Source organism: Nostoc sp. (genome assembly GCF_036917515.1).
In the GTDB taxonomy this organism is placed as follows: Bacteria; Cyanobacteriota; Cyanobacteriia; order Cyanobacteriales; family Nostocaceae; genus Nostoc.
Map to the genome: position 1 here is coordinate 1 of NZ_JBALDE010000034.1, position 23283 is coordinate 23283.

20 protein-coding genes and 1 pseudogene are annotated in these 23283 nt (G+C 41.1%); 4 read left to right on the forward strand and 17 right to left on the reverse strand.

Translation table 11 applies throughout. From position 1 onward, the window contains the following. Nucleotides 1-173 precede the first annotated feature (173 nt). The 13 genes and pseudogenes from V7K89_RS04270 to V7K89_RS04330 form a co-directional block, all read right to left on the reverse strand. A complete protein-coding gene (locus V7K89_RS04270; protein ID WP_335184661.1) occupies nucleotides 174-1511 on the reverse strand; it encodes a polysaccharide lyase family 7 protein in 1338 nt (445 codons plus the stop codon). 89 nt (nucleotides 1512-1600) lie between these two features. Then, nucleotides 1601-3823 (reverse strand): peptidase domain-containing ABC transporter, encoded by a 2223-nt coding sequence (locus tag V7K89_RS04275; protein WP_335184662.1) that lies wholly within the window; start codon nucleotides 3821-3823, stop codon nucleotides 1601-1603. 412 nt (nucleotides 3824-4235) lie between these two features. Next, nucleotides 4236-4559: an SH3 domain-containing protein gene (locus V7K89_RS04280; RefSeq protein ID WP_335184664.1), complete on the reverse strand. Its 324-nt coding sequence runs from the start codon at nucleotides 4557-4559 to the stop codon at nucleotides 4236-4238. 577 nt (nucleotides 4560-5136) lie between these two features. Further along, nucleotides 5137-5349, reverse strand: a pseudogene (locus tag V7K89_RS04285) (hypothetical protein); the annotation flags it as partial. 108 nt (nucleotides 5350-5457) lie between these two features. Next, nucleotides 5458-5832 (reverse strand): beta/gamma crystallin-related protein, encoded by a 375-nt coding sequence (locus V7K89_RS04290; protein WP_335184694.1) that lies wholly within the window; start codon nucleotides 5830-5832, stop codon nucleotides 5458-5460. A 1303-nt stretch (nucleotides 5833-7135) separates the two neighbouring features. Next, nucleotides 7136-7942 (reverse strand): helix-turn-helix domain-containing protein, encoded by an 807-nt coding sequence (locus V7K89_RS04295; protein ID WP_335184668.1) that lies wholly within the window; start codon nucleotides 7940-7942, stop codon nucleotides 7136-7138. A 202-nt stretch (nucleotides 7943-8144) separates the two neighbouring features. Next, nucleotides 8145-8912 carry a lipoate--protein ligase family protein gene (locus V7K89_RS04300; protein WP_335184670.1) on the reverse strand — a complete coding sequence of 256 codons (768 nt, stop codon included), beginning with the start codon at nucleotides 8910-8912 and terminating at the stop codon, nucleotides 8145-8147. A 77-nt stretch (nucleotides 8913-8989) separates the two neighbouring features. Then, nucleotides 8990-10192, reverse strand: a complete 1203-nt coding sequence (coaBC, locus tag V7K89_RS04305) for a bifunctional phosphopantothenoylcysteine decarboxylase/phosphopantothenate--cysteine ligase CoaBC (protein WP_335184672.1) — start codon at nucleotides 10190-10192, stop codon at nucleotides 8990-8992. 101 nt (nucleotides 10193-10293) lie between these two features. Continuing rightward, nucleotides 10294-10506, reverse strand: coding sequence for a protein IsiD (isiD, locus tag V7K89_RS04310; protein ID WP_094351471.1), 213 nt, complete (start codon nucleotides 10504-10506; stop codon nucleotides 10294-10296). Nucleotides 10507-10661: 155 nt separating this feature from the next. Next, entirely contained in the window at nucleotides 10662-11282 is a 621-nt protein-coding gene (locus tag V7K89_RS04315) for an alpha/beta hydrolase (RefSeq protein ID WP_335184696.1), read from the reverse strand. A 394-nt stretch (nucleotides 11283-11676) separates the two neighbouring features. After that, nucleotides 11677-12312, reverse strand: a complete 636-nt coding sequence (locus tag V7K89_RS04320; protein ID WP_442941581.1) for a hypothetical protein — start codon at nucleotides 12310-12312, stop codon at nucleotides 11677-11679. Nucleotides 12313-12713: 401 nt separating this feature from the next. Continuing rightward, complete coding sequence (locus tag V7K89_RS04325; RefSeq protein ID WP_335184674.1) at nucleotides 12714-13037, reverse strand: hypothetical protein; 324 nt, start codon at nucleotides 13035-13037, stop codon at nucleotides 12714-12716. 552 nt (nucleotides 13038-13589) lie between these two features. Then, nucleotides 13590-13877, reverse strand: a complete 288-nt coding sequence (locus V7K89_RS04330; protein WP_335184676.1) for a bacteriocin — start codon at nucleotides 13875-13877, stop codon at nucleotides 13590-13592. 522 nt (nucleotides 13878-14399) lie between these two features. Between V7K89_RS04330 and purH the strand changes: the two genes are divergently transcribed. Beyond that, nucleotides 14400-15920 carry a bifunctional phosphoribosylaminoimidazolecarboxamide formyltransferase/IMP cyclohydrolase gene (purH, locus tag V7K89_RS04335; RefSeq protein WP_335184678.1) on the forward strand — a complete coding sequence of 507 codons (1521 nt, stop codon included), beginning with the start codon at nucleotides 14400-14402 and terminating at the stop codon, nucleotides 15918-15920. A 532-nt stretch (nucleotides 15921-16452) separates the two neighbouring features. Here purH and V7K89_RS04340 read toward each other — a convergent pair. From V7K89_RS04340 to V7K89_RS04355, 4 genes are all read right to left on the reverse strand, one after another. After that, nucleotides 16453-16752 (reverse strand): hypothetical protein, encoded by a 300-nt coding sequence (locus V7K89_RS04340; RefSeq protein WP_335184681.1) that lies wholly within the window; start codon nucleotides 16750-16752, stop codon nucleotides 16453-16455. 373 nt (nucleotides 16753-17125) lie between these two features. Then, nucleotides 17126-17257, reverse strand: coding sequence for a hypothetical protein (locus V7K89_RS04345; RefSeq protein WP_335184683.1), 132 nt, complete (start codon nucleotides 17255-17257; stop codon nucleotides 17126-17128). 130 nt (nucleotides 17258-17387) lie between these two features. Further along, nucleotides 17388-17816 carry an AAA family ATPase gene (locus V7K89_RS04350; protein ID WP_335184685.1) on the reverse strand — a complete coding sequence of 143 codons (429 nt, stop codon included), beginning with the start codon at nucleotides 17814-17816 and terminating at the stop codon, nucleotides 17388-17390. A 65-nt stretch (nucleotides 17817-17881) separates the two neighbouring features. Continuing rightward, the gene (locus V7K89_RS04355) at nucleotides 17882-18040 is read right to left on the reverse strand and encodes a hypothetical protein (RefSeq protein WP_335184687.1); all 159 of its coding nucleotides are present in this window, start codon (nucleotides 18038-18040) and stop codon (nucleotides 17882-17884) included. Nucleotides 18041-18169: 129 nt separating this feature from the next. Here V7K89_RS04355 and gatB point away from each other — a divergent pair, with 129 nt between their 5' ends. From gatB to V7K89_RS04370, 3 genes are all read left to right on the forward strand, one after another. Next, nucleotides 18170-19645, forward strand: a complete 1476-nt coding sequence (gene gatB / locus V7K89_RS04360; RefSeq protein WP_335184689.1) for an Asp-tRNA(Asn)/Glu-tRNA(Gln) amidotransferase subunit GatB — start codon at nucleotides 18170-18172, stop codon at nucleotides 19643-19645. A gap of 775 nt (nucleotides 19646-20420) precedes the next feature. Further along, complete coding sequence (gene argJ / locus V7K89_RS04365) at nucleotides 20421-21662, forward strand: bifunctional ornithine acetyltransferase/N-acetylglutamate synthase (protein ID WP_335184690.1); 1242 nt, start codon at nucleotides 20421-20423, stop codon at nucleotides 21660-21662. A gap of 129 nt (nucleotides 21663-21791) precedes the next feature. Further along, nucleotides 21792-22916, forward strand: coding sequence for a hypothetical protein (locus V7K89_RS04370; protein ID WP_335184692.1), 1125 nt, complete (start codon nucleotides 21792-21794; stop codon nucleotides 22914-22916). Nucleotides 22917-23283: the final 367 nt, after the last annotated feature.

Consider the following 23283-nt stretch of genomic DNA (forward strand, 5'->3'; position numbering starts at 1 on the left):
TGTTTACTGCTTCTCTGCGTGGCGTAACCATCCCTGCTAATTACTATTTCCGGTTTCCTTCCTGATTATACTCTCCCCGTAGTAACAAAAGAGGGTTAATAGTTTATCTGACTGCCCTCTGCCTCTTTTTTGGGAAATTTACATACTGCTAAAAAAGCTGAAAGCTCTGTGAATTAGCGTAGGGTAATTTTGCGTACTTCTATTTCCGCATAAGCGTAAGGGTCAGTCTCGGATTTATCAGTAGATAAGTTTTTGTTCGCACACACAGTGTTGGTGTTGCTGTAAATATCAGTCTTTGAACAAGCTTGAATATACATGCCGGACTTGAAGTAGCAGGAACCGATAATACCCGTCATCTTCACTGTACCAGTACTATTCGTTACACCTGAACGCAGGTTTTTATAGTTGACGGTAACATTGCCACCAGATGTAACAGCAATGTCGATAGTCATCGGATCGCCGATTTTATAGGTGCTGTCGAGAAGCTTGGTAATATTGTCGTTGTTAAAGCGGGCTTCAAGCTTGCCAATGTCCGTCGAGCCGTTCGCAAAGGACGGGCCGAAGTACTTCACCATCACGAGGTCGTTTTTTGAGTCATGGATCTGCCCAATGGTGGCTTCCGGCTTCTTTGTGGTGGTGTGCAACAGGGTCTGTTCCAGGTACATGGCATGATCGGTATTCGTACAGCTCCAGGCAGCAGACTCCGTACCATCACCCTGCATTTCACGCAGTTCAGAACGGGCGTAAGCAGTATTTTTGCTGGTACGTGCACCACCAGCGATCGCTTTCAAAAGCACACCATTCTTCGCAGCATTCAGACGAAAATATTCTGAATTACTGTATGTCTTGAGTTGCGGCTGCTTAATTTCCGTTGCTTTGTTTGAGTTGGGCGGGGAATTCAAGCTGATTGGCAGGGTGAGCTTCCACTTGCTGAGGTCAAGCACATCGGCCGGGTACTGAGCGTTACCACTGCTCTCATCAGTTGAGGGATTTGAAGTATCACTGCTCTCACCAGTTGAGGGATTGGAAGTACCACTGCTCGTACAGCCATTAGTCGAACCCAGGGAATTAATCTTCAATTCGTCGATACGCAATCTAGAATCGGTATCACCCACGATCTTGATTGCATTGGCGGCTTGGTCGGTGATGTTTTGCTTGTTTTCATTGCCCTTGCCAGAGGTCTTACTGATCACAGTAGTCCAAGTTGCACCATTGTCCTTGGAAAGCTGTACGCTGTAGGTATACTTGTTCGTGCCGTACCAGTTAAGCACCAGATCATCTATGCGCTGGCAGCTACCGAATCTCGCAGTTATGGAAGCACCACGGGCGGCAGCCTCCCAGTGGGTATTCTTATTTTTGTCAATAGCGTTGTCCGCAACAAACGAACCACTAGTAGATGTGGCAGTAGCATCCCTGAACGACACAACGGCAGGTAACGCTACAGAAGCACTACCTATGATTGCAGCCGAGACAGCTATCTTAAAAGACAGCTTTGAAAATTTTGTATTCATTCTTTAACCTCTGTTGAATGTTAAACAATCAGTTGTTACTTAGAGTTCATGGATGGTGTTTTTTGTCAATGCATAAGTCATAGATGATTTTATTTGCTAATTGCGCTGAATTTGCCGTTAGAGTGAGAATTGGAGGATTTAGCTACTAAACTATTTGTAAATGGGTCAACGCTGTCTAAGAAGTCTAAGTGTTCGCCAGGCTGATGGCGTAGAGATTCTGGAGTACCTTGGATTTTCAAACGTCCTTCTTCAAGAAGTACAATCCAATCAGCCCGCCCGATGACTTTGGGGCGATGGCTAATTATAATCGTGGTTTTGCCCTGTCGATGAGACAACAGTCTATCTAGCAGTTTGGCTTCACTCACTGGGTCGAGAGCGCCAGTAGATTCATCTAAAATTAATATCGGCGGGTCAGTAACTATAGCTCTAGCGATCGCTAATCTCTGTCGTTGTCCACCAGAAAGATTCGCGCCAAATTCGCCTAAAACAGTTTGATATTTATCGGGCAGTTTACTGATAAACTCGTCTGCACCAGCAATCTCGCAAGCTTGCACAATTTGTTCAAAGCTTATTTGAGGATAGCTGAAGCGGAAGTTTTCAATAATTGAGCGACTCCAGAAGTGAGGTTCTTGAGGTACTAGCACCACCTGTTGCCGCAGACATTCCATTGAGAGGTCTTGCTGATTATAGATGCCATAGCGGATATTGCCAGATTGGAGTGCATATAAACCAGCAAGCAGTTTGGCGAGGGTGCTTTTACCACAACCAGATTTACCAATCAACCCAATGACTTGACCACCAGGGATAATTAGCGAAAAATCTTGCAACAAGTCAACTCTACCTGCGTGGTGGAAATTAAGGTTAGTGCAAGTAATACCTATATTGCCCTTCAGTTCTGCCCAAGGCTTTTTCTCGTCTTTGTCGTCTTCTGGGGTAGCATCAATCACCTCCGTCAAGCGTTGGATGACAATCTGGGCAGTGATAAACTCATCAACTAAGCCGATGACTGAACTCAAAAAGCCGAGAAAATTGCCACTCATTCCACTAAACGCTAGCAGCTGACCGATGCTCAAAGTGCGATTAATCACCAAGTATGAGCCTAACCACAGTAAGGCAATGTTCGTGCAAGTAGAAAAAATATTAGTGATTGTGCCACTGTAAAGCCCCAGCTTCATCGTACTCCAGCCCAAGTTAGCAAGCCGACCATAATTTGCCTGATATTCTTGCCAAGCTTGGGGAGTGGCTTGAGTAGTTTTTAGTACCTGGACACCGCGAAAAGTTTCAACGAGAAAGCCTTGGTTTTCTGTACCCAAGACGATCGCGTTGCGGGTTTTCTGGCGCAAAGCTGGAAGAAAAAGCAGATTGACAAGGGTGACAATCATAAAGGCAGCCAGAGAAGCCAAAGTCAGCCCCCAACTGTAAAAGAGCATGAAGCCCAAAGAAACCAAAGCGATAAAAAATTGGCTGGGTAAACCGAGGACAATTTGGGAAACTAGCTCATTGATGTGATCGACATCAGCAATTCGACTGACTACTTCCCCACTGCGCCGTCCTTCAAAGTACGAGAGGGGCAAACGCAACAGTTGTCGTCCGTATTCTAGAATCAGTCCTAATTGCAGTCGTTGACCAAAGTGACCAATTAAGTGAGATTGTACCAAACCGATCGCACTGCTAAATAGACTCATAGCGATCGATCCAATTGCCACCACGGTTAGCAGTTGGGTATCTCCCCGCACTAGCACGTCATCAGTAAGCAATTGCATCATCAAGGGAGAGACAAGCGAAAGTAGTCCGATGACAATGTTAATTGCGATCGCTTGAATCAGAATAGCGCGATAGGGTAAAACCCGCATCAGATAACGCCCAAAGCCGCCAATTTTATCATCTGATTGCTGATAAAAGCGGCTGTCGTCTGGCGTTAGCAGCAGCATGATGCCATTGCCCCACCCTTCGCTCAACTCCTCGCGGGTGAGATAGCGGATGCCTACACCAGGGTCAGCAATTACATATTTTTTCCCTTTTTGCCCGTATAAAACGACCCAGTGGTAGCCTTTCCAGTGAATGATGGCGGGTAAAGGAGCTTTATTTAATTGATCCAGTAGTTGTGCAGAGGCTTTGACTTGGCGAGCATTGAATCCTAAAGTTTCAGCACCCCGGCTCAACCCCAGCAGAGAAGTTCCTCGTGACCCTGTACCAACGGCTTCCCGCACCCGACTGATGGCAAAGGTGCGTCCGTAGTGTTTGGCAACAGTGGCAATGCAAGCAGCACCACAGTCTTCTTCACTGTGTTGAAGTACACTTTGGTAGCGCATTTTTCTTAAAGACCTATCCTATTTTATTTTTGAGCTTATAGCGCTTCTCGCTTGAGTCCAATACAGACCTAACCCCTAGCCTCTTAAGAGCAAGGGAAGGGGAACAAGATTCAAAGCCTCTCTCCTTTTAAGAGAGAGGTTTGGAGAGAGGTCAAGGTGTATTGCTTCCATTCGAGAACCGCTATAAAATGAACACTTCGCTATTAAAATACAAATGAGTCTATCTCAAACAATTAACCCAATTGGTATTATCTGGGGGAGAAAGTTCGGTCGGAGCAATTGCTCCGACCGAAGTGGGTATTCAGCTTGTCCGCTGGACTACTAGGCGTTAGGCTACTGCTGCAAAGCTGTAATCTAAACGATAAAAATTATTTAGCTTGCCTAGTAGCCCCTCGTGCTTTCATTTTGTCTACTAGACAAACGCGATAAAATCCCGATTCACCCATGCAACTCTTTCCCCCGTCTCTTCTAGTGCTTCGTCTTCAGTGAGCCGACGCCACCTGCCTCTGACGGTACTTGTCGCGTCAAACGTTTCGTCCTTCCCGAAAGAGCCGATCTTCCGGCTGTTGGTGCTGGGACCACTACGAATATTCAACCTTCCGCTGTCGATATCCGCCCTGAACTTAATGCCTCCCTCGACGGTAGCTGCTGCTTCGGGAGTCAACTCGGTGAACAATGGTTCCTGTTGAATAGTGTCCATCTCAATTTGTTTCAAGTTTTCTTTGGTGCTTAACATTGTCACTTTCCTTTTCTAGATTGATGTTGATGTGGAATTAGTGATGTCTCGTCTAACTCCATTGAAATCTTCTGATATTAACTTGATAAAAACAATAGGTTTAAAGTGATTTTCTACGCATAACTCAAGTACTCATGTTTTCATTATTTAAGTTTTTTAAATTTCAATTTAAAGGTATTTTTATCTTGTAAATTAAAGTGTTTTGACGCTCTAAGATACTCCAAGTCACCCACCTTGATACTGAAGCTATATCTTTGATTTCATCGTCACTTTTTTATCGCTGCTTTTGACCAGTCACAGCATCAACGCTTGAAAAGCCTAACTTCTGACCATTCACATGAAAATTGTGAAGTTTTATAACTAGTTGTGGAATTCAGGGACTTTTGATTCCGATAAGTAAGCGGAGGTTTGCAGAGAATATCCAAACAAACTTCCAGCCCTGCAAGTTCTACAAAGAGGGATTGCTGTGGAAAATCAAGGACTTTACTTAACAATAAAAAATCCTATGTAGGAGGGATGATTGTACGCCCCTACAGGTTTTTCATCTTTTTTCTCCTAGTTAAGAGCCTATTTATAGTACCAAACCCATCACACTGCTAAATAGATTCATAGCGATCGCTCCAATTGCCACCACGGTTAGCAGTTGGGTATCTCCCCGCACGAGTACGTCATCAGTGAGCAATTGCATCATCAAAGGAGAGACAAGGGAAAGCAGCCCGATGACAATGTTAATTGCGATCGCTTGAATCAGAATAGCGCGATAGGGCAAAACCCGCATCAGATAACGCCCCTAGCCTCGGGTCATCCTGTACGAGAACTGGAAACTGACATCTCGATAAAACTTCCACTTTCCCTTAGGGAGACCAGTAACTGGAACCTGATTGTTGAAAGTGTTAGCTCAATCACTGCGCCGGATGGATGAGATCTTGTCATTGAGCCACAACGGAACGTTTTGGAATCCCGTCTTTGTAACCACCCAACTTAGACCCCCACCTCCAGGACGATCATAGAATATCCATCTACCTGCGCGGACATTAACCGAGCTAATCTGGTTGTCTGCTCCTGGACTCAGCTCTTTTTTGCCACGGTCGAAACTGCCTAAGCTTTCATTTGGAATAGTTTCTCGTGAGTGTTTGAAGACTTCCAAGGCATAATCTATGTCAGCGCCTCCCTCGACGGTAGCTGCTGCTTCGGGAGTCAACTCGGTGAACAATGGTTCCTGTTGAATAGTGTCCATCTCAATTTGTTTCAAGTTTTCTTTGGTGCTTAACATTGTCACTTTCCTTTTCTAGATTGATGTTGATGTGGAATTAGTGATGTCTCGTCTAACTCCATTGAAATCTTCTGATATTAACTTGATAAAAACAATAGGTTTAAAGTGATTTTCTACGCATAACTCAAGTACTCATGTTTTCATTATTTAAGTTTTTTAAATTTCAATTTAAAGGTATTTTTATCTTGTAAATTAAAGTGTTTTGACGCTCTAAGATACTCCAAGTCACCCACCTTGATACTGAAGCTATATCTTTGATTTCATCGTCGCTTTTTTATCGCTGCTTTTGACCAGTCACAGCATCAACGCTTAAAAAGCCTAACTTTTGACCATTCATGCAATAATTATGAACTTTTGTAACTAGTTGTGGAATTCATAGACTTTGATTCTGATAAGTAAGCAGAGGTTCGCAAAGAAGCTAAACGAACTTCCAAAGAGTGCAAGTTCTACCAAGAGGAATCGTTATGGAAAATCCAGGTCTTTGCTTAACACCTTTTCAAGGCAGATATCTAATGAAAAGCTTAGAAACTGACTTATGTGAAGAATACCGCTGTCACATACCTTGTTAAGAGTATCCGACTGGGAATGCCATCTTAGAAGCAAAAATCCTACAACAAAGGAATTATGCGTCTGAGAAAATTAAACGAGGCGTCTAGACGTGGTAATGCACATTTTGTTGTTAAAACTATTAATTATATTGCAATTGATTAGCACTAACATTAGAATGCTGAATATTAGTCCCAGCTTGATTATTAATAAATATTTTGAAAAATATATATTTGTTGTTAATTATTAAAATGGAATACTTATGATATTTTTCAAAATAATCAACAACAAACATTTTATATCTGCCTTTATTGATGAGAAAGGCAAATCTGATTTTTCCCGTTAAGTCGTGAAACAACGAATTAGCAAGGATTTCACCCTATATCTTCTTCTAATTTTATAACAATAAATCACGAGAGAATAGGACTTTTGGATAGAGGTATAGTAAGCGTTGGTGCAGCCCGTCGTAGACATCGCTCCGTCAAGGAGATAACGGGAAAATTCAGAAAGGCGAACATGGGGAAAGCCTTGTTCGCCGTAAATGTTCTACTGGTCTAATCAGTTTGTTTGATCAGACTCTTAAGCGTTTAGCTTCATGTGCTGCATCAGGAGGTGTAGTCAACTCTTATATTGCCAGTGACAAATATACCGTCTTTATCATCTCTAAAGTCGATTACATATTTGCCTCCCCGGATGTTAGTCCATGTAGTGGTATCTTTACCAACACTCGCTACCTTTCCATTTGCATTATTAGTATTTACATTTCTAATAATTGTAGCGAAGGATGGGTTACTCTTAGCTGATTTGGTGTTGGAAGTAAGTTTGATTGTTCCACCGGGTCGCACATTGAATGATTGACACTAACATTAGAACGCTGAGTATTACGCCAAACTTGAGGTGTAGTCCCATGAAACTGGCGAAATTGACGAAAGAAATATCCTTCATACTGATAGCCGATTGCACAAGCAATCTGATTAACTGGCTGGTTGGTTTCTAGAAGCAAGGCACGCGCAGCTAGCATCCGGCGTTCAAGAATCCAATCATTTACTGTTTTTCCCGTTTTGCGTCGCACTAGATTGGTTAGATAAGCTGCGGAATAACCAACTGCAACAGCTACTTCACTTAAACCAATCGATTGATGATAATTAGCTTCGATATAATCAAAAACTTTCTTTAGTTGAGGGCAAGTAGGAAAGAGCCGCTGTGGTTCTGATATCCACTGCTTTGAGCCAACGTGTTTTTCTAGTCGAGGAGCGATCGCTTCCAACAATTCTTCTGTAGAATCTAAAGTTGCTTGAAGCAAAGAAAGGGACTTTTCTAATTCTGTCTGTATCTGCCGATTGGAAGCTTTCTCACGACAAAATTGCTCTTTAGCTGTGGTTAATTCAGCTAAAAGCTCTTGCACTTTTGATTCTAACGCTCTGTTGGTTCTCTGTAAGGCTAAGAAACTCTGCTGGCGTAAGAGAAGCTCGTCGTAGACATCGCTTAGATCACGATCCCAGATATGCGGCAGTGTGACTTGAAGAAAATTGCGTTGTTCTAAAATCCCGTTGCTAGAAACCATACTTCCACAAAACTGATTATTTTGAGTTGCTAGCTATTACTCGAAGAGTTATGTCTGTGTTTTACGCAAGGCATTAGTTTTGTATAATTACTTTACAAAACTAATGGTAAATGATTGATAAATCAGTCTATCTCAAAAAGGAAGATTGGCTCTAACTAAAGTACTAAAGTTTTGAAATAGGCGATACCTACAGTGAGCTACGCTAACGCACTTCATACAGCGATCGGCTTTTGAGAATATCTTGCCATTCGAGATCGGTGAATGGTTGAGTAACTAGTTCTATGCCAAAGTACTGTTTTGCCGTTTCTGTCAGTGTATCCACAATCTTTACAATCCAGCCATCTTCTTGGTGTATGTTGCAAAGTGAGATATTCCACGGAGCTGGTTGTTCAAAGATTTCCTGAAATAAACCTTTGTCTGTAGACAAAATCATCGAGCCGTGTTGAAGAATGGTATTTCTTCCCTTGCGTTGGGCACTACCAATAAATTTACTTCCATCAGCTCTAACCAAGTCAGCCGCTGTTGCTGTGTTGAAACAACTAGGATTGTGAATATAACCTCGTCCAGCAGAACCATAATTTAACTCAATACCCAAAGTTTGCCAGCCTTGGATTAAAAAGTTACAGATTTTTTCATAAGTACCCCAGCTCTTTCCAGTACTAGCTGAGGTAATCAGGGCGTAGGTTAAGTTCCCTTGGTGGAGAACAGCTCTACCTCCTGTTGGACGACGAACTAGATCGAGTGGCTGTCCCTGGTAAATCAGATTATGCCACTCGGCAGGCCATTGTTTTTGCAGATGTCCCAAGGAGATAGCATAAGGACACCAGGTATAAAAACGCAGGGTAGGCGGATGTTGTCCCTCTTGACATTGATTAAACAACCAAGCATCGATCGCCATTTGCACTCCTCCTGATGTCTGAAGCATTGGGATGAAACGCCAGGTAGATGACTCGGTTGCTAATTCTTTCATAGGCTTCGGATGCAAACAGATTGACATTATAATGTCAATATTCAATAATACTTTTGTTTCAAATTATCAGGAAGAATCTATTTGACAAAATCAAATAATTTATGTGCCATTTCTAATTTAGAACAAGGTGCAATTTCTACCTGATTTCCTTGACTGTCCAAGAATATCGCTTGATTATTATCACTCCCAAAACCACTATCAGGACGATCGATGGGATTAGCAACGATCGCATCTAATTTTTTCTGATCTAATTTTTCTAACGCAGGTTTGACAATATCCCCAGTTTGTGCAGCAAAACCAATTAATATTTGATGTGGTTGTTTATGTTGTCCTAACTGGGCGATTATATCCGGTACTGGTTCTAAAGGTAAGGTTTGGGGAAGCGATCGCTTGGGCAATTTCTTTGTACTATAATCTCGTGGCTTCATATCGGCCACGGCTGCTGACATCACAATTACATCAGCATTGGGTAAACATTCCACCATGACGTGCTGCATTTCGTCGGCGCTAACAACGGGAATCGCTTGTACTCCTAATGGCGCATTCCAATTAGCTGGGCCATGTACGAGGGTGACACTTGCACCACGGTGAAATGCGGCTTGCGCTAAAGCCAATCCCATTTTACCTGTGGAAGGATTACCAATAAATCTCACTGGGTCAAGAAATTCTCGCGTTCCCCCAGCGCTAATTAAAACTCGTTTACCTACTAAATCTCGTTTACCTTGAGTGTGTAACAAAGATTGGATGTGAGCCAAAATTTCTGGAGGTTCTGCTAATCTACCAGCACCGATGCGATCGCACGCTAATAACCCTGATGCTGTACTCATTCCATGATATCGACTATCTATCAATAGCTGCTGCCAATTCCGTTGCACTGATCGCTGTTCCCACATATCAGTATTCATTGCGGGTGCTAACAGCACAGGACAAGTAGAAGCCAGCACGGTATTTGTGAGTAAATTATCCGCCATTCCGTAGGCTAACTTTGCTAATGTATTAGCTGTCAAAGGGGCAATTACCATCACATCTGCCCATTCACCCAACTCAATATGCAACGGACGAGAGTGAGTTGGTTGCCAAAAATCATCATCTGTGTAGGCGGGATGACGAGATAGAGTGGCTATTGTCAGAGGCGTGATAAATTTTTGCGCCGAACGGGTGAGGATGACTCGGACTTCCACCCCGGTTTTAAACAGCGTCGAAACTAGTTCGCAGATTTTGTAGGCGGCGATACCGCCACCTACACCAATGAGAACCCTGTTCAATTTTGGATTAGCCATAATAAAAAGTTAGGAGTGAGTCGTTACAAAAATTAGTACTAAATAGTTATAAATCCTAATTCTTAACTCCTAACTCCTAACTCCTAACTCCTAACTCTCAACTAAGCTTCATCGTAGGGTTCCAAGTCTAAGAGGTAGATATAGGGTTCAACTAACTCCGGACGCTGAAATGCGATCGCTCGCAATAGATGCCAATCATTTAAACCCTCAAAAGCATTACTATAATTATCCAGTTCCAGACGTGTAGCTAATTCTTCTACTTCTACTGCACTCATGGCAGCAATTTCTTTTTGGGAAATGCTTAGAGTTGTCATAATACTTGCCCCTCCCTTATCCAGCACTCGCCTTCAGCATGGGTTAAGTTGCGCTCTTTCGCAGCCACCCAATATATATTACTCATTAGAAGTCATTAAGTTCGTGAAAATTGTCAGAATTTGTACCAGAATTTATGAAAAATTCGTAATCCTGACTAAGCAATTGTATTTACAACGAAATTTCGTAGTACCTCTAACGTTTTCGGATCTATTTCATGCCCCATATCAAATTCGTGGTATTCTACCGCCACTCCTAGAGACTTTAGAGTTTCTTTTGCCTTCAAAGCAGCTTGCAGGGGCACAACTTCATCATATCTACCGTGAGTGATTAAAGTCGGCGGAATCCCACTTTTAGCTGCCGTTAGTGCGTCAGGATGTAAATACCCGCTCATCACAACTAAACCTGCTAAGGGCAATTTTGAGCCGACATCTAAAGTCATTGCTCCACCTTGAGAAAATCCACTCAAAATGGTACGTGACAAAGGTATGCCAGTGGTACTTTCTAAAGATTCCAAAAAATCTGTTAGCAGTTGCCGACTTTCTGCCAAACCTTGATACATATTTTCTGCCCGCAGGTCATACCATGCCCTCCCTATAGGGGAATAGGGATAAGGATAAGGTGCATTAGGTAATACAAACTGGTAATTGGGTAAGTTGAGCAAAGGTAACAAAGATGCTACATCCTCAGCATTAGCACCCCAACCATGCAAAGTGACAATTAGGCCTACGGGGGGTTGAAAAGTTGCTGTGGGAACGGTAAGAGCTTGTAAAGACAGAGGTTTACTCCTAGAATTCTACTTTTGTACATAGATCCTATCTCTTCAAGCAGACTTAGTATTTAACGGTTGCCTAAAGAATACCGACATCGTATGGTGCTAGCAAGTTAACAGAACCGAATACGAATTATTCTGATAGGTTTAGGTTAACTTTGCTTCGAGGTGTAAATCCGTTGTTTGTGATTGGTTGGTAACGGTGTAGGGGATATTAGTTATCACGGTTTCAACTAACTGATAACTGATCTCTCATATTCCTTGCTTTGAACTCCCTGTTTTGAGCAAACTATGCAAGAACCACAAAATCAGATGCCGAGAGAGTTGGCGCACCAGTTAGAGTTGCAAATAGACCATCACTGCCAAAACCAGCCACACTGCCATTCTGGTTGTAGAATAACTACCCACTCACAGGATCATAGACAATTTTCGCCATGCTAGTCCCAGCTTTATTAGTGACTTGAAAATCACTCTTGTTGCTGAAACCTGTTACCGCAGTAGAAGCGATGGCTACGGCAACCCGAAGCGGGAACGCACTAAAGGTAGTCTTATCCAGTATAACCTTGTCACCTTGGAAACTACTATTAAAGTCATTAATGGTATCTACACCAACAGCAGTCAGGGCAAAGGGAGCATTGGTATTGTAAAGGAATCTGTTAGCACCCGCACCGCCAACGAGAATATCATTACCCGCATCACCAATTAGGGTATTATTGCCAGTACCGCCTCTCAAAAGGTCATTGCCACTCAAGCCATTAATCTTGTCATTACTCCCTTGACCATTGATGACATTAGCAGAGTTGTCAAAACCTGCGATGTTATTGTTGAAGTCATTGAAGAAGGTGACAGTGAATAGTGTAGAAAGTCTAGTTCCCTCTGTATCAAAAAGAATTCCTGGTAAATCACCACTTTTTATATCAGCTTCTAAACCAGATAAAGCATTAAAGCTGGGAGAGATAATTCCTACCTTTATTCCAGAGCCATCAACATTAAAAAGCTTTCGTGCAATATCTGAACGGATAACGTGATCACCCATATTCGTTACTTTTCCAGCCATAGTCTATATAATATTAAATTAAGCAACTAAGTTATTATCAGCCATACATGCCAGCGAAAAATCATCTTTCTCAAGAGCAGAAGTAACGACTATTGAAAACGTTTAAAGAGCGCTGAAAGTATTTGTTAAATGCTACGAAAATTAGTGACATTCCAATTGGATGTGCCAATTACCATAGTTTGTGGCAATGCCAGATATCAAAAATGTAAATTAGGTAATGATGTTTGAGGATAATGCCATTACCAATATTTTTTAGTTGTGCTGAATCTGGTTAGGAGAAAACTTTCTCCTAAATTAATTTCAAGCTTTATCCTGTCGTTGTCAGGGCGAGAATCTTTAACAGCTTATTAAGGTACTCTTATAGTGTCACTAACCAATACTTAACATTGCTTAAGTGAAACCCAATTATTTGGTCTAAAGATTAGGTAGTAGGGAATTAGTAACACTTTCAGTATGGAAAGACTAGATTCGCATTCAAATGTAATCTCCTCTCCTGAACCAATACTGAAGTTAATTTCTTCACTGCCACCCCAATCTATATTGATTTTGAGGGAATGATCACCAGACTCTACCGGAACAGAAATACTTTGACTAGCAAAAATAATCCCTACATTTTTACCGTCCAATATAATTTCATAAAATCTAAATGAATCTCCCCACTTCTTTTTTCGCATTATCTTAATTACTGAGGATTGCATTTGCATAACTAACTAGCTCACTCATTTATTAAAACTTAAGCAGTAATTTGCAACACTACTATTCTTTATACAAATATCTATTTAAAGGAATCGATGTCACATTATCTGAGTGCTTACAGTAAAAAGTTAGCATTTACCATAGGTATAGAGCTGATTTTTTTTCAGTCTTTTTATATTATAAATAAATTGGTGTTAAAAAATAAACCTACGTAAAAAATGTAAAGAAGCCTAATACTCTTAAAAATAGTACATAATAGGTCTTTACAAAACTAAACGTAGATTAATTTTATCATGCCGATTTACTTAACGCTCTTCCATCACTCTTGGAAAAAGCAATCGCTACAAGGCTTATGAGACCTCACTTTCCAGGTTTTGGTTACATTGTTGAATTTATATTAGAAAATAATGCCTCAAACCTTGATTTAGTCATAGTTTCAGTTTTCTGCTTCGATTATTGTTTTCTGAGAGTGATGGAAGAGCGTTAATTGCTAACTTTCTTAAACCAGTTTCATGAAAATTTCAAAGCATTACTGAAACGCATTAAAAAACGACTACTGATTAGTCTTCTCCAGCTAAAGCAGCACCGGCCAGACCGCCCAAAGAACCAGCTATTGCGCCACCAGCAGCACCTGCTAGTCCCCATGCAGCAGCATCGGCCCAATCTATCTCTTTATAATGAAAGAGATTACTCAAGATTGAACCTCCAGCGCCAGCAACGGCACCACCAAGAGCACCAAGACCACCACCACTTATGTGGCTCAATTCGTCATCAGTTAACTCGTAGAATTCTGAATTAAAATTCAGATCAGAGATGTTGAGATACTGATTTTTTTGGTTATTGTACATAATCTTCCTACTTTTTTGATGTTTTTGCGTTTGGTAAAGCAGATTTTGTGTAATCTCTGCTTTGTTCTTTTCAGTACTTAGTACAGCATTTCACAAATTTATGACGCATTAAGCGATCTACTAGTAAGGCTTTAAAAGATTTTATAACGCTAGCAACTTATCAAATCCTGTACTAAGTTAAGTAGGTAAAAAAACTCTAAGTATGTAATGAAATGTAAATTATGGCAACATTTCTTAAATACAATTTTTTTATTTTACCTACTACTCAGTTAATCACAATGACAAGGTAAACGCATCTAAAATTAACAAAATTAAATGGACAAAACCGAATGGCACTAGGCTATATGGGAGCCACAAAAGACAGATAATCGATTGTTTGTAAAAGCACTGTTATATCGTTACCGAGCAGTTACTCTTAACTTACCCTGCCCCTGCTATGATTCCGAAAGGTCTTGAAGTGAACCAAGGCTTATGCAAAACTTGAGATCCTTCACTTCTGGCCTACTTTTAAGGAATTGATCAATGGCGCGTCTAGCCCTGCTGAGTGTATCTAACAAAACTGGTTTACTTGACCTCGCCCATAGCTTGCTTGAAGAATTCGACTTTGATTTAATCAGTAGTGGGGGAACAGCCCAAGCACTCAAAGATGCGGAACTCCCTGTTATGAAGGTTGCAGATTATACAGGTTCACCAGAAATTTTAGGTGGTCGAGTCAAAACACTGCATCCCCGGATTCACGGCGGAATTTTGGCGCGGCGAGACGTTCCCCAAGATATTACAGATTTAGAAAATAACCAAATTCGCCCGATTGATTTAGTAGTTGTGAATCTATATCCTTTCGAGGAAACGATCGCTAAACCAGGCGTGACATTAGCTGAAGCCGTTGAACAAATTGATATTGGTGGGCCAGCAATGCTACGGGCATCATCGAAAAACTTCGCCCATCTCACTGTATTATGCGATCCAGCGCAGTATGACGAGTATTTGCAGGAATTGCGGCAAAATAACGGCGAAGCATCTCTAGAGTTTCGGCAAAGGGCGGCATTAAAAGGGTTTTCGCACACTGCTAGTTACGATCTAGCGATCGCATCTTATCTCGCAGAGGCACAGCATTACACTCTTAGCGGTACACAATTACAATCTCTGCGTTACGGCGAAAACCCTCATCAAGCCGCCGCCTGGTATCAAACTGGTACTACTGCAACAGGATGGACAGCTGCAACAAAACTGCAAGGCAAAGAACTTAGTTACAATAACTTAGTTGATTTAGAAGCTGCACGCCGAATTATTGCGGAATTCACTGATATTCCAGCCGCAACGATTATCAAACATACAAATCCCTGTGGTACGGCACTGGGAAGCACGATTTCAGAAGCGTATCAAAAAGCTTTCAACGCTGACTCTATTTCCGCCTTTGGTGGGATTGTCGCACTCAATCGGTCGATTGATGCGGCTACGGCTAGCGAGTTAACTAAAACATTTTTAGAATGTGTGGTTGCACCAAGTTGTGATGCAGAAGCTCAAGAAATTCTTGCCAAAAAATCCAACGTGCGGGTTTTGACTCTACCAGATTTGAGTAGTGGCCCTAAAGATATAGTGAAAGCGATCGCAGGTGGTTTCCTTGTCCAAGCTAGCGATAACATCATTGCTGATACCAGTCAATGGCAAGTTGTGACTGAACGTCAACCGACACCCGACGAATTAGCCGAATTGCTGTTTGCGTGGAAAGTTTGCAAACACGTTAAATCGAATGCCATTGTTGTGACAAGCGATCGCACTACAATAGGAGTAGGTGCTGGTCAAATGAATCGCGTCGGCTCAGTTAAAATAGCTCTAGAACAAGCTGGGGAAAAAGCCAAAGGTGCAACTCTCGCCAGCGATGGATTTTTCCCCTTTGATGATTCAGTCAAAACAGCCGCAGCAGTAGGAATTACAGCCATTGTCCAACCAGGGGGAAGTTTACGCGATAAAGATTCAATCAAAGCTGCTAACGAACTGGGTTTGCTGATGGTCTTGACTGGTATACGTCACTTTTTACACTAAATTATTTACTGAAAGGTGTGCACTTTTCAAAGTGTCACTCAATATACTCCCCCTTGGATAGAAGCAGTGATATTCTTTAGTTGTGTGTGAGGAGCAAGTTAAAAAATAAAAAGCGCCTGGGGTGGAAACACGGCAACACTCCCAGGCGCTTTTTAATTGGGCAGAAATTTGATAGACCGCTTGCACAGTTTTGAAAGTCTCATTCAATATACTTGACCTTTGATAGAAGCAGTGATATTGTTTATTTGTGTGTGAGGAGCAAGTTAAAAATAAAGAGCGTTTGGGGTGGAAACACGGCAACACTCCCAGGCGCTTTTTAATTTCTCAGAAATTGGATTGCTTATGCAGTTTTGAAAGTGTCACTCAATATACTTGCTCTTTAATAGAAGTAGTGATATGGTGAATTTGTGTGTGAGGAGCAAGTTAAGAATAAAAAATGTCTGGGGTGGAAACACGGCAACACTCCCAGGTATTTTTTAATTTGCGATACAGAAATTATAAAAATTAACACTTCCAAAATAATTTCATATTTTTACTTCCAGTTCAAGACACGAATATTGTTAAAGTTAATCACGTCAACTTCTACACTCGGAAGATAATTTGCTAGCTTAAAGTCATCAGTTAGTACAAGATATTTACCTTTAGATAAAGTTAGGATTCTACTGTCAGTAAGTCCAAATTTGATAAATTTTTCAGTATTAACAGTATCTAAACTCTTTATATAGTATTCATCCAACATATCAGCATTTTGAACAAATAAAGCTAATATTGTAAAGCACTGAGAACGTTCAGGTTCAACAAGTTTATCGACAAAGTTAAAGACTTCAGTCAAAATATTTGGGGTTGTTACAAGTTTCTGAAATTTGCTAATGATTCCTACCAGAAGATCATAATCTTATGGTATAAATTGCTGCGTTCGATTAAATCGGGTTATTCTTTCTCAATTGACTGTCCCAACAAAGTAAAGAAGTAAGATATTCGTATCAATTAAAATTCCCTTTTGGTGATAGCGACGAATCAAAGAATTAATCACATCTTTCATACTTGTCTAATTTTCATTGCTTCTACTTCGCCAGTTTGAGAATTTACCTTAAAAAGTTTATATTCTCGTTCATATAACACAGGGACAGAAGCAAGAGAGGTAGGAATTAAGTCATCCAATCGGCTTTTAAAAGGTTTTTTAGGAATATCAAACCCTAAAGTAATCAACCAAAAGCTTTATCCTCAGAAAGTTCTACTTCTTCAAGTCTCAAATCTCCTAATGAAGAACCCATTATGTCTTGTATGGATTTTATGTATTGATATGCAGCGTTTACTGCTGTTTTGACATCAATCATAATCTTAATTTCTCCCTAAAATAATTTGCTAATTTCACATTTTAATCTTTTTTTGATAATTAAGTAATATGTAAATAATATCTATTTTATTATTTTCAAATACTTTTAATAAAAATCAACTCGTTAAATTTTAATAGCAAGAAAAGTTTTGTAAAAAATATCTAATTTCTATTGGTTTGCGGAGAATAATAACTTGCTGGTCCGGTGTTACTTGACTAAGTTTTTCTAAAATTCCAGGACGACGAATAATTGGGTATGACCAGATATATTTTAAAAATCCCCAATTCAATCTTTCAGGACAATCTGATGCCATATCAGGTCTGGATTGTCCTGCATACATAAAGCGACGTTTAATCACTCGCGACAAACATAAAAGTCGGGGAAAATCCAAAAAAATTACCGTGTCTGCAACCGACAAACGAATGTCAAGAGTACCGCTATAGTTACCATCCATAATCCAAGATTCTCGTCGGGTTAGGTCTTGAATTATGCTCTGCCATTTAGTTTTTGGAGTCTCAACCCAACCAGGATTCCAGTACCAAGCATCCAAGTGAATCACTTCTAAACCTAAGAGCTAATTCGTAAACTCAAGTAAAGTACTTGTCTAGTAAGGGTTTCAGGAATTTAAGTCAATAAAGCACTTATTCGCTGAAACTTAGACCTAGTAATGAGTTGAGTACCCTTAAGATTTTCTTTACGAATCAGCTCTAAGATGTTTCCCAGTTCGCGGGCTAGGGTAGATTTACCAGCACCCCCAGAACCAATGATTAAGATTTTCTTCACCTGAGATTTGCATCTCCCTTTTATAGCTTAAAAGGTAAGCATTGCTCACCCAAATAACCGTCTTCAGGGCAACTCAATACGCCGCTACAATAGTACCACTACAAGGATTATGCCCAAATTATTGATATTATGACCACTGCTACAACTGTAAAAACTGAGTATGAAGCGATTATTGGTTTAGAAACCCATTGTCAACTGAGTACAAATACCAAGATTTTCTCTCATAGCTCTACGGCATTTGGTTCTGACCCCAATACTAACATTGACCCGATTTGTATGGGTTTACCTGGGGTCTTACCTGTACTCAATGAAAAAGTATTAGAATACGCCGTCAAAGCTGGTTTGGCACTAAATTGTCAAATTGCTAAATATAGCAAGTTTGACCGTAAACAGTATTTTTATCCAGATTTACCGAAAAATTACCAAATTTCTCAATACGATCTACCGATCGCAGAACATGGTTGGTTAGAAATTGAGTTGGTAGATGCTGAGGGAAATCCGATTCGCAAACGCATTGGCATTACGCGTCTGCACATGGAAGAAGATGCTGGAAAATTGGTACACGGAGGTAGCGATCGCCTTTCTGGTTCTTCCTATTCTCTAGTAGACTATAATCGCGCTGGTATCCCATTAGTAGAAATTGTTTCAGAACCCGATCTGCGTTCTGGACTAGAAGCTGCTGAATATGCTGAAGAGTTACGTCGGATTGTCCGATATCTCGGCGTGAGTGACGGCAATATGGAGCAAGGATCTCTACGCTGCGATGTCAACATTTCCGTGCGTCCAGTGGGACAAAAAGAGTTTGGCACTAAGGTAGAAATTAAAAACATGAACTCCTTCAGCGCCATCCAACGGGCGATTGACTACGAAATTGAACGCCAAATCGCCGCAATCGAAGCAGGCGAGCGCATCATCCAAGAAACTCGGCTGTGGCTAGAAGGCGCTCAATCCACAAGTAGTATGCGGGTGAAAGAAGGTTCTAGCGATTACCGCTACTTCCCCGAACCAGATTTAGCACCAATTGAAGTGTCAAATGAACAATTAGAGCAATGGCGTAGCGAATTACCAGAATTACCAGCTCAAAAACGCCATCATTATGAAAGTGAGTTGGGGCTTTCGGCTTACGATGCACGAGTATTGACAGAAGATCGTTCAATAGCCGAATATTTTGAAACTGCGATCGCATCTGGAGCAAATCCCAAAGCTGCTGCCAATTGGATTACTCAAGATATTGCAGCCCACCTGAATAAGCAAAAACTCACTATTACTCAAATCGCTCTGACTCCCACCAATTTGGCAGATATTATCACTCGCATTGAAACGGGCAAAATTAGCAATGCTCAAGCTAAACAAAAGTTGCCAGATTTGCTTAGTGGTATTTCTCCTGAGAAAGCCTTTGCCGGACAAGAGTTAATCACCGATCCTAGCGTACTGGAACCGATTGTTGATGAAGTCATAGCTGCCAACTCCAAAGAACTAGAAAAATATCGCAACGGTAACACTAACCTTAAAGGCTTCTTTGTCGGACAAGTTCTCAAAAAGACAGGCAAACGTGCCGATCCTAAGCTGACTAACGAATTGGTCGAGAAAAAACTGAACGCCTAGTACCGCAAGGCGGAAGTCAAAAGTCAAAAGTCAAATAGAATTGTCTGACGCGCTTTTGTGCCATTTTGAATGGTCTGTTTATTTCCGCCGCGCTTTACTTAGCAGTCTATCAAGTTAACTTAGCTGGGTGAGGAAGTAGGACGAGCTGGAGAGACAAGGGGACAATGGGAATAAGAGGAAATTATTGAACAAATCTCTCCTTTGTCTCCCTCTCTTTCTTGTCTCTTCTCAATGCCCCATGCCCCATGCCCAATTCCCCAACTAAGTATTTTCCCGGTCTTGCTTCACACAATCTTCATATAAAAACTGGTGACAACCCTCATACGTAAAATGATATGCTGTGGTAAGTAGATGCACCCTGATGATCTGGAGAGCTGCCTAAGTAGCTCTCTTTTTTATTTTATTTTCGTGGTATTTACGGATAAAAGTCAAAAAATTTTATAAAGAATCTTAATAAATAAGTATTAACCCTTAAAAAGGAAATCTGAGGATTGGTAAGTAGATGTATCGTAACGATCTACAGAGCAACCCAAGTGACTCTCCTTTTTTGTTTTTGTTTTTCGTCATAAGAAAGGTAAAAACAATTATGCTGATCGCCAATTGGTGCATTATTATTGCCATCAGCAAATAAACTCACAATAAAAAGGACTGGGGACTGGGGAAGTAGGGTAAAACTAATAACTCTTAACTCCTAACTCAGCACTGGGAACTTTTCTAAGGCACTTTTGTAAAGTACATATTGACCTATCCAACCTGATAGTTTAGGTGAAGAATAATGGCAGATTGGCAAGAAATAACAGGTGGTATCACAGCACCAAGGGGGTATCAGGCGGCGGGAATTACCGCAGGATTAAAACCTTCGGGGTTGCCAGATTTAGCTTTGATATTCTCAGAGGTGGAAGCGATCGCAGCGGGTGTGTTCACCACCAGCCAAGTGAAAGCTGCCTGTGTAGAATATTGTCGCCAACGCTTGCAAGCCAAACAAAGCGCTCGTGCCATCCTCTGCAACGCTGGACAAGCAAACGCTGCTACAGGAACTCAAGGCTACCTTGATACTCTAGAATCTGCGATGGCAATAGCCCAAGCTCTACACATCTCGTCTGAATCTGTGTTATTGGCTTCCACTGGTGTGATTGGTCAAAGAATTAAGATGGATGCTTTGCGAAGCGGGATTCCCAAGGTAGTAGCAGCACTATCAGAAACAGGATCAGATGCGGCCGCCGGGGCGATTATCACTACAGACTTGGTAACAAAATCTATTGCCCTAGAGACAACTATAAGCGATCGCTCGGTACGAATTGGCGGCATTGCCAAAGGTTCCGGCATGATTCACCCCAATATGGCAACCATGCTGGCATTTGTGACTTGTGATGCTGTGGTTTCGCCTCACCTTTGGCAACAGATGTTAGCAAGGGCAGCTGATAGAAGCTTTAATTCCATTACTGTGGATGGTGACACCAGCACTAATGACAGCTTAATTGCCTTAGCAAATGGTCAATCTCGCACTCCAGCAATTACAGAATTGGGCGCAGAAGCAGAGAAATTAGAGGCGATGTTAACAGCAGTTTGCCAGCATTTAGCCAAAGCGATCGCTCGTGATGGTGAAGGCGCAACCTGTCTGATTGAAGTGCAAGTGACAGGGGCCTATGATGAAATTTCAGCCCGACAAATAGCCAAAACCATCGCTGGTTCATCCTTAGTTAAATCTGCAATCTTTGGACATGATCCAAATTGGGGACGCATCGCTGCCGCCGCCGGACGTGCAGGTGTGCCCTTTGAGCAAGAAAACCTGCAAATTAAGCTAGGGAATTTTTTAATGTTAGAAAATGGACAACCTCTACAATTTGATCGCGCAGCAGCAAGTGCTTATTTGAAAAAAGCATCGGTGGGTGCTTATCTGCAACAGGATACAGTGTTAATTTCCGTTAATATTGGCAATGGTTATGGTGTAGGTAAAGCTTGGGGTTGTGATTTGAGTTATGATTACGTGAAGATTAACGCCGAATACACTACGTGAACTACTCCCAATTGTTTGCACTGTAGAGACGCGATTCATCGCCTCTTTACTCAAGGATGTGTTGCAATCATTATTGAATTGGTACCAGAATAGTTTTACCATTTCTTATGCTGTGGCTGGACAGGGAAAATGGCTAAGAAGCATATAGAACTTAGAAAAAAAAGGTACTTCAAACTAAATTCACAAATCGCTCAGTTGGATAATGCACAATTGCATTCTCTGTTTGACAATAGTGAGTTAAATGAGTCGAGCACAGGTTGGGGAATGAATCACACCATCATTCTTGGCGAATCCAAGGTTTTTGTGAAACGTGTTCCGGTTACAAATATTGAATTTGATAACCTATTCTCCACCAGAAACCTTTATAACCTGCCGACTTACTATAATTACGGCTTCGGTTCCACTGGTTTTGGGGTCTTCCGGGAACTTGTTACCCATATCAAGACAACCAATTGGGTATTATCGGAGGTAATTGCCACCTTCCCACTGATGTACCATTATCGAATTATTCCCTTGGAAGGGCGGCGTGCGGATGTCGATAGGTCGCGTCTAAAAGATTATTTGGAGTACTGGGGCAATAGTGCCAGCGCCAGGAATTATATATTAGATAAAGCAAACGCTAACTATGAGTTGGTTCTGTTTCTAGAGTATATACCGCATATTCTAGAAACATGGCTGCGGGAAAACCCCAACAAACTTCAAAAACCCCTAAATGACTTACGCACGACGATTACTTTTTTGAGATCGAAGGGAATCATCCATTTTGACGCACATTTTCGTAACATCCTCACCGACGGTAAGCAGACATATTTAACCGATTTTGGTTTGGTACTTGACAAGAGTTTTACGTTGACTAAAAATGAACAGTCTTTTTTTAAGCAAAACACATTTTATGACTACGGAGAAGTCTTGCGGAATCTTGGTCATCTTATTCGATCGCCGTATGATTTATGTTCCAAGAATGATAAACGCAGGATTATGGAAAAATATGGCATAAAAGAAGGCTTAAAACCTTATCAACTGCGGTCTATATTACTCGACAATATCGAGCAGATACATGCTGATGGAGTCATGAAATTAGATGAGTTGTATGTTATCAGCATCGTCAAATACCGCAGCATCATTGCGCTGATGCAAGACTTCTTCTCTGATATGTGGGCAAATAACAACAAGGACACGAAACTTCGTCACGCAGAACTACGGCTGCTGCTTAAAGAGACGGGGTTTCTTTCTGGTGTTGGAAACAGCAGATAGTTGCCATCATTGGATAATAAATACACCTATTTGGGATGTTTGCTTAGGCCTCCAACTTGCCTAGCCTTACCATCTCACTCTCATCGCAGTGCACCATTAAGTTATAGAGATAACATAATAGTTATTATTCATAACAACTTATATATGACAAAAAAAGGAAATAATAATAGTGAGTCATAAAGCAAACATAATATTATTCATAAATAAGAGTTTATATATTAAAAATTATTCTTATAGTTAAGTAAAATAGATAAATTTTTCTTTATACATCCAATTTATAGCGGTTCTCAGTTGGGTGCAATATAGTAACAGCAGTGGGTGAACCATCCAATAATGTCTTTTTTAGTTACCGCATTCAGAGCATTTG

Excerpts from the sequence above, each read along its gene's own strand:
- V7K89_RS04270 (WP_335184661.1), bottom strand. The coding sequence starts at position 1,511 with ATGAATACAAAATTTTCAAAGCTGTCTTTTAAGATAGCTGTCTCGGCT.
- V7K89_RS04290 (WP_335184694.1), bottom strand. The coding sequence starts at position 5,832 with ATGTTAAGCACCAAAGAAAACTTGAAACAAATTGAGATGGACACTATT.
- V7K89_RS04320 (WP_442941581.1), bottom strand. The coding sequence starts at position 12,312 with ATGGGTGATCACGTTATCCGTTCAGATATTGCACGAAAGCTTTTTAAT.
- V7K89_RS04295 (WP_335184668.1), bottom strand. The coding sequence starts at position 7,942 with ATGGTTTCTAGCAACGGGATTTTAGAACAACGCAATTTTCTTCAAGTC.
- V7K89_RS04280 (WP_335184664.1), bottom strand. The coding sequence starts at position 4,559 with ATGTTAAGCACCAAAGAAAACTTGAAACAAATTGAGATGGACACTATT.
- coaBC (WP_335184672.1), bottom strand. The coding sequence starts at position 10,192 with ATGGCTAATCCAAAATTGAACAGGGTTCTCATTGGTGTAGGTGGCGGT.
- V7K89_RS04275 (WP_335184662.1), bottom strand. The coding sequence starts at position 3,823 with ATGCGCTACCAAAGTGTACTTCAACACAGTGAAGAAGACTGTGGTGCT.
- V7K89_RS04300 (WP_335184670.1), bottom strand. The coding sequence starts at position 8,912 with ATGAAAGAATTAGCAACCGAGTCATCTACCTGGCGTTTCATCCCAATG.
- isiD (WP_094351471.1), bottom strand. The coding sequence starts at position 10,506 with ATGACAACTCTAAGCATTTCCCAAAAAGAAATTGCTGCCATGAGTGCA.
- V7K89_RS04330 (WP_335184676.1), bottom strand. The coding sequence starts at position 13,877 with ATGTACAATAACCAAAAAAATCAGTATCTCAACATCTCTGATCTGAAT.
- V7K89_RS04345 (WP_335184683.1), bottom strand. The coding sequence starts at position 17,257 with ATGATTGATGTCAAAACAGCAGTAAACGCTGCATATCAATACATAAAA.
- V7K89_RS04370 (WP_335184692.1), top strand. The coding sequence starts at position 21,792 with ATGGCTAAGAAGCATATAGAACTTAGAAAAAAAAGGTACTTCAAACTA.
- V7K89_RS04325 (WP_335184674.1), bottom strand. The coding sequence starts at position 13,037 with ATGCAAATGCAATCCTCAGTAATTAAGATAATGCGAAAAAAGAAGTGG.
- gatB (WP_335184689.1), top strand. The coding sequence starts at position 18,170 with ATGACCACTGCTACAACTGTAAAAACTGAGTATGAAGCGATTATTGGT.
- purH (WP_335184678.1), top strand. The coding sequence starts at position 14,400 with ATGGCGCGTCTAGCCCTGCTGAGTGTATCTAACAAAACTGGTTTACTT.
- argJ (WP_335184690.1), top strand. The coding sequence starts at position 20,421 with ATGGCAGATTGGCAAGAAATAACAGGTGGTATCACAGCACCAAGGGGG.